10 protein-coding genes are annotated in these 10,042 nt (G+C 73.6%); 9 read left to right on the top strand and 1 reads right to left on the bottom strand.

Features of this window, described 5'->3' with window-relative positions; genetic code table 11:
* The first annotated feature begins 41 nt into the window (after positions 1–41).
* The 9 genes from CLT75_RS32455 (at position 42) to CLT75_RS32495 (ending at position 9,765) form a co-directional block, all read left to right on the top strand.
* Complete coding sequence (locus CLT75_RS32455) at positions 42–2,876, top strand: Na+/H+ antiporter subunit A (protein ID WP_135243852.1); 2,835 nt, start codon at positions 42–44, stop codon at positions 2,874–2,876.
* A complete protein-coding gene (locus tag CLT75_RS32460; protein ID WP_135243853.1) occupies positions 2,873–3,355 on the top strand; it encodes a Na(+)/H(+) antiporter subunit C in 483 nt (160 codons plus the stop codon). The genes CLT75_RS32455 and CLT75_RS32460 overlap by 4 nt, the downstream gene beginning before the upstream one ends.
* On the top strand, positions 3,352–4,857 hold the full coding sequence (locus CLT75_RS32465) for a Na+/H+ antiporter subunit D (protein WP_135243854.1): 1,506 nt from the start codon (positions 3,352–3,354) through the stop codon (positions 4,855–4,857). Before CLT75_RS32460 ends, CLT75_RS32465 begins: the two co-directional genes overlap by 4 nt.
* Positions 4,854–5,504 (top strand): Na+/H+ antiporter subunit E, encoded by a 651-nt coding sequence (locus CLT75_RS32470; RefSeq protein WP_135243855.1) that lies wholly within the window; start codon positions 4,854–4,856, stop codon positions 5,502–5,504. The genes CLT75_RS32465 and CLT75_RS32470 overlap by 4 nt, the downstream gene beginning before the upstream one ends.
* Positions 5,501–5,764, top strand: a complete 264-nt coding sequence (locus CLT75_RS32475; protein ID WP_120571077.1) for an MrpF/PhaF family protein — start codon at positions 5,501–5,503, stop codon at positions 5,762–5,764. Before CLT75_RS32470 ends, CLT75_RS32475 begins: the two co-directional genes overlap by 4 nt.
* Before the next feature lie 58 nt (positions 5,765–5,822).
* A complete protein-coding gene (gene mnhG / locus CLT75_RS32480) occupies positions 5,823–6,152 on the top strand; it encodes a monovalent cation/H(+) antiporter subunit G (protein WP_135243856.1) in 330 nt (109 codons plus the stop codon).
* A 163-nt stretch (positions 6,153–6,315) separates the two neighbouring features.
* Complete coding sequence (locus CLT75_RS32485; protein ID WP_135243857.1) at positions 6,316–7,671, top strand: hemolysin family protein; 1,356 nt, start codon at positions 6,316–6,318, stop codon at positions 7,669–7,671.
* The gene (locus tag CLT75_RS32490) at positions 7,668–8,732 is read left to right on the top strand and encodes a hemolysin family protein (protein WP_135243858.1); all 1,065 of its coding nucleotides are present in this window, start codon (positions 7,668–7,670) and stop codon (positions 8,730–8,732) included. The genes CLT75_RS32485 and CLT75_RS32490 overlap by 4 nt, the downstream gene beginning before the upstream one ends.
* A gap of 103 nt (positions 8,733–8,835) precedes the next feature.
* A complete protein-coding gene (locus CLT75_RS32495) occupies positions 8,836–9,765 on the top strand; it encodes a sporulation protein (RefSeq protein WP_135243859.1) in 930 nt (309 codons plus the stop codon).
* A gap of 13 nt (positions 9,766–9,778) precedes the next feature.
* On the opposite strand, the gene CLT75_RS32500 is transcribed toward CLT75_RS32495, so the two are convergent.
* Positions 9,779–10,042 (bottom strand): LysE family transporter (locus CLT75_RS32500; protein ID WP_167796991.1); only part of this gene is annotated, 264 nt, incomplete at its 5' end.

Below are 10,042 nucleotides of genomic sequence, written 5' to 3' on the forward strand. Positions count from 1 at the left end.
ACCAGCGTGTTCGCGCGCTGTCACCTCGACCGGGAGTACGCGTGCTCGTCCTGCTGATCGTGCACCTGGTGGCGGCGCTGCTCGCTCCGCTGCTGGTCCGCCGGTGGGGTCCGCGCGCCTGCCTGCTGCTCGCGCTCGCCCCGGCCGCCACAGCGGTGTGGGCGGCGGCGCACACCGGAGCGGTACGCGACGGCGGCGCGGTGGTCGAGACGTACCCCTGGATCTCGCAGCTCCAGCTCGACGTGGCGCTGCGCGTCACGACGCTGTCCTGGCTGATGCTGCTGCTCGTCGGTGGCGTCGGCGCGCTGGTGCTGGTCTACTCCGCCCGCTACTTCCCGCCCGGGTCCACCGGGCTGGCCCGCTTCGCCGCCGTCATGGTCGCCTTCGCCGGGGCGATGCTCGGCCTCGTCGTCTCCGACGACCTGCTGCTGCTCTACGTGTTCTGGGAACTGACCACCGTCTTCTCGTACCTGCTCATCGGGCACAGCACCGAGCGCCGGTCCAGCCGGTGGGCCGCCGCGCAGGCGCTCACAGTGACCACGCTGGGCGGGCTCGCCATGCTCGTCGGGTTCCTGCTGCTCGGCCACCACGCCGGCGGCTACCGGTGGTCGGCGGTGGCGGCGGCGCCGCTGCCCGGCGGCGGGTACCTGGTCGTCGCGGTGCTGCTGATCCTCGCCGGGGCGCTGGCGAAGTCCGCGGTGTTCCCGTTCAACGCCTGGCTGCCGGTGGCGATGGCCGCCCCGACGCCGGTGAGCGCGTACCTGCACGCGGCGGCGATGGTGAAGGCCGGCATCTTCCTCATCGGACTGCTCGGCCCGGTGCTCGCCCCGGTCGACGGGTGGCGGCCGGTCACCGTGGTCGCCGGACTGGTCACGCTCGTCATCGGCGGGTGGGCGGCGCTGCGGCAGACCGACCTGAAGCTGCTGCTGGCGTACGGGACGGTCAGCCAGCTCGGCCTGCTGACAGTGGTGTTCGGCGCGGGCACCCCGAAGGCGGCGCTGGCCGGGGTGGCGATGCTGGCGGCGCACGCCCTGTTCAAGGCGGCGCTGTTCCTGGTCGTCGGCATCCTCGACCACGAGGCCGGCACCCGTGACCTGCGGGAGCTGTCCGGGGTCAGGCGGACCGCGCCGGTGCTGGCCGTCGTCGCCACGCTGGCCGCCGCCTCGATGGCCGGGGTGCCGCCGCTGCTCGGGTTCGTCGGGAAGGAGGCGGCGCTCGCCGCGTTCACCGGTGATCCGCTGGTGCTGACCGTGCTGGTGGTGGGCAGCGCGCTCACCGTCGCGTACAGCATCCGGTTCCTCTGGGGCGCGTTCGGCACCCGGCCCGGCACGCCGGACACCGAGCTGGCCCGGCCGCCCGCCGCGATGCTCGTGCCCCCGGCGCTGCTCGCCGTGGCCGGGCTCGCCGCCGGTCCGGCGGCCGGGTGGCTGAGCGGCCTGTTCGAGCCGTACGCCGAGCTGTTCGGGCCGGTCGAGGAGCACCTGGCGCTCTGGCACGGAACCACGGCGGCGCTCGGCCTGTCCGCCCTCGTGCTGGCCGGCGGTGTGGTGCTGCACCTGGTCCGCGGCCCGCTGGCGCCCGCGCTGGCCCGGCTGCGCTCGCCGGTGGGCGGCAACCAGGGGTACGAGTGGGTGACGCACGCCTTCGACCGGCTCGCCATCGAGGTCACCGGCGCCACCCAGCGCGGGTCGTTGCCGCAGTACCTCGGCACCGTGCTGCTCGTGCTGGTGTTCGTGCCGGGCGGGGCGATGATCGCCACCACGCCGTGGCGGGTCGACCTGGCGCCCTGGGACAACCCGGCCCAGCTCGTGGTCTGCGTGGTGATCGCGGTCGCCGCGCTGCTCGCGGTCGGCGCGCGCCGCCGGCTCACCGCGATGCTGCTCGTCGGCGTGACCGGCTACGGCACCGCGATGATGTTCGTCCTCTACGGCGCGCCGGACGTGGCGCTGACCCAGTTCCTGGTGGAGACCGCGACGATCGCCGTGTTCGTGCTGGTGCTGCGGCGGCTGCCGGAGCGCTTCTCGGCCCGTCCGCTGCGCCGCAGCCGCTGGGTCCGGCGCGGCATCGGGATCGCCGCCGGTGTGGTGATGGCCGGTCTGGCGCTGGCCGCGGCCGGGGCGCGCCGGGCGCCGTCGATCTCCGCCGACTTCCCGGACCTGGCCCTGGTCGAGGGGTACGGCCGCAACGTCGTGAACGTGACGCTGGTCGACATCCGGGCCTGGGACACGATGGGGGAGATCTCGGTGCTCGTGGTCACCGCGACCGGCGTGGCCAGCCTGATCTACGAGCGGTCCCGCACCGGGCCGCGTCCCCGCCGTCCCCCACCGGCCGCGATGCGCGCCGGCGACCGGCGCACGGTGTGGCTGCGCGGCGGGCAGACGCTGCCGGAACGGCGGCGTTCGATCGTGTTCGAGGTGGTCACCCGGCTGATCTTCCACACCGTCCTGATCTTCTCGCTGTTCCTGCTCTTCTCCGGGCACAACGCCCCCGGCGGCGGCTTCGCCGGCGGGCTCGTCGCCGGCCTCGCGCTGGCCCTGCGGTACCTGGCCGGCGGCCGGTACGAGCTGGCCGAGGCGGCGCCGGTCGGGGCCGGCACGGTGCTCGGCGCGGGTCTGGGCATCTCGGTCGGCAGCGGCGTGCTCGGCCTGGCGCTCACCGGCGAGGTGCTCCAGAGCGTGAAGGTCAACCTGTGGCTGCCGGTGGTCGGTGACTTCTACCTGGTCACGTCGCTGTTCTTCGACATCGGCGTCTACCTGGTGGTGGTCGGGCTGGTGCTGGACATCCTGCGCAGCCTGGGCGCCGAGGTGGACCGGCACGTGGAGGCGGCGGGCGAGGCGGGTCGCGGTCTGGTGGTCCAGCGCGAGGGCCGACCATGATCCGCGGGGCGGCCGGGCCGACGCTGGTGCTGGTGCTGGCGGTCGGCGTGCTCGTCGCCGCCGGTGTCACGTTGCTGCTGGAACGCAGCCTGACCCGGATCCTGCTCGGCATCATCCTGCTCGGCAACGGCGTGAACCTGCTCATCCTGCTCGGCGGGCGGTCCGGCGCCGCCCCGCTCGTGGGGTCCGCGTCGCAGAGCGAGATGAGCGACGCGCTGCCGCAGGCCATGGTGCTCACCGCCGTGGTGATCACGTTCGGGCTGACCGCGTTCCTGCTCGCTGTCGCCTACCGGAGCTGGTACACCAGCGGCGACGACGAGGTACAGGACGACCTGGAGGACCGGCAGATCGTCCGCCTAGCCGAGAGCAACGAGGTGTCCACGGCGGACCTCGGCGGCGAGGGCCCGGACGAGGACCCGGAACAGGTCGACCCGGAGCCGGCGCGGCGGCGGCTGCACCGGGACGGGGAGAAACCATGAGTGCCCTCGTCCCGCTGCCGGTGGTGGTGCCGCTGCTCGGCGCGGCGCTCACCCTCGTGCTGTCCGGCCGGCCCCGGCTGCAGCGGTCGATCAGCGTGCTCTGCCTGTCCAGCGTCCTGGTGGTGGCGGCGGTGCTGCTGGTGCAGGCGTACCGGTTCGGGCCGGTGGTGGTGCAGGTGGGCGGCTGGCCGGCACCGGTGGGCATCGTGCTGGTGGCGGACCAGCTCGCGGCGCTGATGGTGCTCGTCTCCTCGGCGGTGACGCTGTGCGTGCTGCTCTACTCGATCGGCCAGGGCCGGGGGGAGACGAGCGAGACCGCGCCGGTGAGTATCTTCCACCCCACGTACCTGGTGCTCACCGCGGGCGTGACGAACGCCTTCCTGGCCGGGGACCTGTTCAACCTGTTCGTCGGCTTCGAGATCCTGCTGGCCGCGAGCTTCGTGCTGATCACGCTGGGCGGCACCGAGGTGCGGTTGCGGACCGGGTCGACGTACGTGGTGGTCAGCATCCTGTCCTCGCTGCTGTTCCTGTCCGCCGTGGGGCTGGTGTACGCGGCCACCGGCACGCTGAACATGGCGCAGCTCGCCGGCCGGCTGGACGCGCTGCCGTCGGGCGTACGCCTGACCCTGCAACTGACGCTGCTGCTCGCGTTCGGGATCAAGGCGGCGGTGTTCCCGCTGTCCGCGTGGTTGCCGGACAGCTACCCCACCGCGCCCGCGCCGGTGACGGCGGTCTTCGCCGGCCTGCTCACCAAGGTCGGCGTGTACGCGATCATCCGCACGGAGACGTTGCTGTTCCCCGGCGGCCAGGTCGCCACGCTGCTGATGGTGGTGGCCGGGCTGACCATGGTGGTCGGCATCCTCGGCGCGGTGGCCCAGTCGGACCTGAAGCGGCTGCTGTCGTTCACGCTGGTCAGCCACATCGGCTACATGATCTTCGGGGTGGCGCTGAGCAGCGTCGCCGGCCTGTCCGGGGCGATCTTCTACGTGGTGCACCACATCACCATCCAGACCACGCTGTTCCTGGTCGCCGGCCTGGTCGAGGAACGCGCCGGCAGCACCGACCTGCGCCGGATCGGCGGCCTGGCGCGGATCGCGCCGATGCTCGGCGTGCTCTTCTTCGTCCCCGCGATGAACCTCGCCGGCATCCCGCCGTTCTCCGGCTTCCTCGGCAAGCTCGGGCTGCTCCAGGCGGGCGTGGCGGCCGGCGGCGTGCTGCCCGCCGTGCTGGTCGCGGCGGGCACCCTGACCAGTCTGCTCACGCTCTACGCGGCCTCCCGGGTGTGGAACATCGCGTTCTGGCGGGAGCCCCGGCTGGCCACCACCACCCCGCCGGCCCGGCTGCCCGGACTGATGGTCGGGGCGACCACCGCCCTGGTGGCGCTGGGCGTGCTGTTCACGCTGGTGGCCGGGCCGCTGTTCCAGGTCACCGCCGACGCGGCCACCGACCTGCGCGAGCGCACCCCGTACGTGCGGGCGGTCCTGCCCCGGGACGTGCCGTGACCGACGACCTGCCCCCGGGCGCGGGCGCGACCGGTGGGCCGGCGGGCGTGCCCCGGGCCGCGCCCGCACCGGACGCGCCCGTGCGGCCCGTCGGCCGGGGTGGGCGGCGGCGGGACCAGGCGGTCGCGCTCGCCTGGCTGGTCGTCGCCTGGATGCTGCTGTGGGGCGACGTGTCCTGGGGCAACCTGGTCGCCGGCCTGGTGGTCGGCGTGGCCGTGCTGCTGTTCTTCCCGCTGCCGCCGGTCACGTTCGGCGGCCGGGTACGCCCCCGCGCGTTGCTGGTGTTCGCTGCCACGTTCGTCGCGGAGCTGGTCAGCGCCAGCCTGCACGTGGCCGCCGTGGCGCTGCGCTTCGGCTACCGCCCGCGCGGCGCGATCATCGCGGTGCCGCTGCGCGTGCGCACCGATCTCAACCTGGCGCTCACCGCCGAGGTGATCTCGCTGGTGCCGGGCACGCTGATCCTCGACGTCGACCGGGCCGAGGGCGTGCTCTACGTGCACCTGCTCGACGTGCGCGGACCCGAGGACATAGCCGGCAGCCGCGAGCGCGTGCTCGCCGTCGAACGGCGCATCGTGCGCGCCATCGGATCTCCCGACGAGGTACGCCGGCTCGACATCGAGCCCGTGGAACGGAGGAACCACCAGTGACAGTCCTGCTCGCCGTCGCGCTCACCGTGCTGCTCTCGGCCACCGCGCTGCTCGCCCTGGCCCGGATCTACCGCGGCCCGTCCCTGCTCGACCGGGTCGTCGGCGCCGACCTGCTGCTGTCGGCGATGCTCGCCGCGGTGGGGGCGGAGGCAGCGGTGAACCGGCACGCCACCACGCTGCCCGTCCTGGTGGTGCTCTCCCTGCTCGGCTTCATCGGGTCGGTGTCGCTGGTGCGCTTCGCGGTCCGGGCCGAATCGTGAGCGCGAGGGGTGAGCCGGTTCTGCGAGCCCCGCAGTCGCGAACGGAAGGAGGCTCAACATGAGCGCCGTCGCGGACTGGGTGGGTGGGGTGCTGCTGCTGGCCGGGGCGGCGCTGGCCCTGGTCGCCGGCATCGGGCTGGTGCGCTTCCCGGACGTCCTGGACCGGATGCACGCGGCCACCAAGCCCCAGGTGCTGGGCGTCCTGCTGCTGCTGGCCGGGCTGGCGCTGCGCCTGCGTACCCCCTCGGATCTGGGCATGCTGGTCCTGGTGGCGATCTTCCAGCTCTCCACCGCGCCGGTGGCCGCGCAGATGATCGGCCGGGCCGCGTACCGTTCCGGGCGGGTCGATCGGACGCTGCTGGACGCCGACGAGCTGGCCGGACGCTGAACCGGACGTGCGGGAGGCTTCCCGGCACCCTCAGCGAACGTCCAGCGGGTACCGATAAAATGGGCCGCATGATCGACTCTCCTGCCCCGGAGGGCAGCAGTAGCCGGCCGGGTAATACCCGGCGAATTCCCTCCCCGACGACCCCGGGAGCACTGAACCTCCCGTGTTGATCCTCGTCGGTCTCCTTCTCATCACCGTCCTCACCGCCGCCACCGGTTACTTCGTGGCCCAGGAGTTCGGTTACGTCGCCGTGGACCGTGGCAAGCTCAAGCAGCTCGCCGACGGTGGCGATCGTGCCGCGGCCCGGGCCCTGGAGGTGACCGGGCGGCTCTCGTTCATGCTGTCCGGCGCGCAGCTCGGCATCACCGTGACCGCCCTGCTCGTCGGTTACGTCGCCGAGCCGTACCTGGGCGCCGGGCTGGCCGACCTGCTCGGCGTGGCCGGGCTGTCCAGCTCGGTGTCGCTACCGCTGTCGGTGGCCCTCGCCCTGATCATCGCCACCGTGGTGCAGATGGTCCTCGGCGAGCTGGCCCCGAAGAACCTGGCCATCGCGCGGGCCGTACCGCTCGCCCGGGCGCTGTCCCGGTCCACGCTGATCTACCTGAAGATCGCCGGTCCGCTGATCACGCTCTTCGACCGGGCCGCCGTACGGCTGCTCCGCCGCATCGGCATCGAGCCGATCGAGGAGCTGCCCAGCGGCGCCACCCCGCAGGACCTGGAACAGATCATCGCCGAGTCCCGGGAGGAGGGGCACCTCGACGCCGAGATGTCCGACCTGCTGGACCGGGGTCTGGACTTCCGGGAGCTGACCGCCGGGGAGGCGATGGTGCCGCGTGTCGACGTGCACACCATCCGGGCCGACGAGCCGGTCAGCCGGATCGTCGAGCTGCTCGACACCGGCCACTCCCGGTTCCCGGTGAGCGGCGCCGAGGGCGTCGACGACCTGGTCGGCGTGGTCGGCATCGCCGACGTGCTCGGGGTGCCCCCGGCGCAGCGCGCGACCACCCGGGTCGACGCGGTGGCCGTACCCCCGTTGCTGGTGCCCGAGACGCTGCCGCTGCCGACGGTGCTGGACCGCCTGCGGTCCGGGCACCGGCAGCTCGCCTGCGTGGTCGACGAGTACGGCGGCTTCGCCGGCGTGATCACGCTGGAGGACCTGGCCGAGGAGCTGGTCGGGCCGATCCGCGACGAGGACGACCCGCCGGACCGGGCCGCGGCCCGGCAGGAGGACGGCTCCTGGGTGGTCCCGGCGCGCTGGCGCATCGACGAGGTCGCCGACAGCACCGGCATCGAGCTGCCCGAGGCGCCCGAGTACGACACGCTCTCCGGTCTGGTGATGCGGGAGCTGGGCCGGGTGCCCGAGGTCGGTGACCGGCTGGAGATCCCGGTCGCCACGGACGGCGACGAGCCGGCCGGCGGCCCGCGGGTGCTGGTCGAGGTGCTGGCGGTGGACCGGCACGTGGCCGACTCGGTGCGGCTGCGGCCCGCCGCCTCCGTGTCCGGGGAGGGTTCCGCGTGAGCCCCGGATTCGCGTTGTTCTTCTCCGTGGTGCTGCTGGCGCTCAACGGGTTCTTCGTGGCCGCCGAGTTCGCGCTCGTCGCGTCCAAGCGGTACCGCCTCGAGCAGGCGGCCGCCGGTGGCGGCCGGGCGGCCCGCGCGGCGCTGGACGGCGTCCGCGAGCTGAGCCTGATGCTCGCAGGCGCGCAGCTCGGCATCACGCTGTGCACGCTGGGTCTGGGCGCGCTGGCCGAACCGGCCATCGAGCACCTGCTCAGCCCGCTGCTGCACGCGGTCGGCCTGCCCGAGGCGGTCAGCCACGTGGTGGCGCTGGTGTTCGCGCTGTCGCTCGTGACGTTCCTGCACCTGGTGGTCGGCGAGATGGCCCCGAAGTCGTGGGCGATCACCGACGCGGAGCGGTCGGCGATGCTGCTGGCGCTGCCGTTCCGGGCGTTCGCCCGGATCGCCCGGCCGGTGCTGTCCCTGCTCAACGGGCTCGCGAACGCGATGCTGCGCCTGTTCGGGGTGCAGCAGCAGGACCAGCTCGCCCAGGTGCACGGCCCGGACGAGCTGCGCATCCTGCTGGAGCAGTCCCGGGAGCACGGGCTGCTCGGCGCCGAGCAGCACCAGCTGCTGACCAGCATGCTGGAACTCCAGGGCACCACCGTCGCCCAGGTGATGGAGCCGTTCGACCAGATCGTCACGGTGGGCCGGAGCGAGACCGCCGAGCGGATCGAGCACGTCTCCCGCGACAGCGGCCGGTCCCGGCTCGCCGTGGTCGACACCGGTGGTGAGGTGTGCGGCCTGGTGCACGTACGCGAGGCGGTGCGCGCCGTCACCACCGGCCGCCCGGCGACCGCGGAGGAGCTGATGACCAGCGCCTTCACGCTGCCGGCCGAGGCGTCGGTGACCGAGGCGGTGGCCGCCATGCGGGCGCGGCAGGCGCAGCTCGCGCTGGTGAGCAACGGTGGCGGGCCGACCCGGCCGATCGGGTTCGTCGCGCTGGAGGACCTCCTGGAGGAGGTCATCGGCGAGTTCGACGACGAGACCGACCCGGTGCCGCGAGGGCGCCGGATGCGCTGACCGTCGTGATCCGTACCGGCCCGGCGAGGTGGGACAACCACTTCGCCGGGCCGGCGTCCGTCTCGGTGGGGCATGGCCCGGCGGGCAGCGGGAAAGCCCCGGCATGCGGTTGACCGGCGTGTCGCGGGACTCCGCCTGGACCGGGCTCTCGGTGAGCACCACGCTGCCCAACCCGAGCACCCGGCCGGGTCTGCGCCTGCCGGGCCGGGTGACGCTCAGCGCCGGCGGGTCGGACGTGCCGGTCCGGCACATCCGGCTCGGCCTGGTCACCCAGGTCGAACCGGAGGACCCGGAGGCGCCGCGCCGCCTGGTGCAGTTCCAGACGTGGACGATCGCGGGACGGTTCGTGGTGCCGGCCGGACGGCGGCGGGCCGTCGAGTTCGCCGTGCCGCTGCCGTGGGAGTCGCCGGTGACCACGTACGGCGGGGTGCCGCTGCTGAGCCTGCGTACCGGGCTGCGTACAGAGGTGTCGGTGGACCCGGAGGTGGACCAGGGCGCGATGGTGCCGGTGCTGATCCACCCGCTGCCCTCCCAGGAGCACGTGCTCGCCGCGCTGGACACGCTGGGCTTCGCGATCCGGCAGGCCGGGCTGCGCGAGGGACGGCTGCCGGGGGTGGAGCAGACGCTGCCGTTCCAGCAGTGGTACGGCTTCTGGGCCGCCCCGCTCTACGCCGGCCCGATGACCGAACTCGAAATGATCATGCTGACCGACTCGGCCGGCATGGAAGTGCTGCTCTGGCTGGACCGGCGGCTCTCCCTGGCCGGGATCACCCACCAGAGCATCAGCCGGTTCCGGGTCTGGCACGCCGGTGCCGACAAGCGCGACTGGGTGGCCACTGTGGACGGCTGGCTGCGGCACGCCATCGACAGGCACGCGGCCGCCGCCGCGCACGCCGACTGGTCGGCCACGATCCGCGAGTCGGCGCACGTCAGCCGCCACCCCGACCGGCCCGTCGCGCCGGGCTACGGCCTCGGGGGCACGGCCGGCGGCGCCGGCATCGGCGGCGGTGGCGGAGGCGGCGACGGCACCTGACCGGTGCCGACCGTCAGCCGGCGGCGAGCTTCAGGCTGAACCCGAGGAACAGCACCGCGACGGCAGTCGTGCCGCTCGCGGCCAGCCGCCGGCGCTGCCGGAACTGGGCCGCCAGGTACGTGCCGGTGAAGATCAGCACGGTCAGGTAGAGCGCGCTGGCGACCTGCGCGATCAGCCCGAGCAGCAGGAACGACAGCGCCGGCCACGCGTACCCGGGGTCGACGAACTGGATGAAGAACGAGACGAAGAACAGGATCGCCTTCGGGTTGAGCAGGCT

Source organism: Micromonospora sp. CNZ285 (assembly GCF_004637285.1).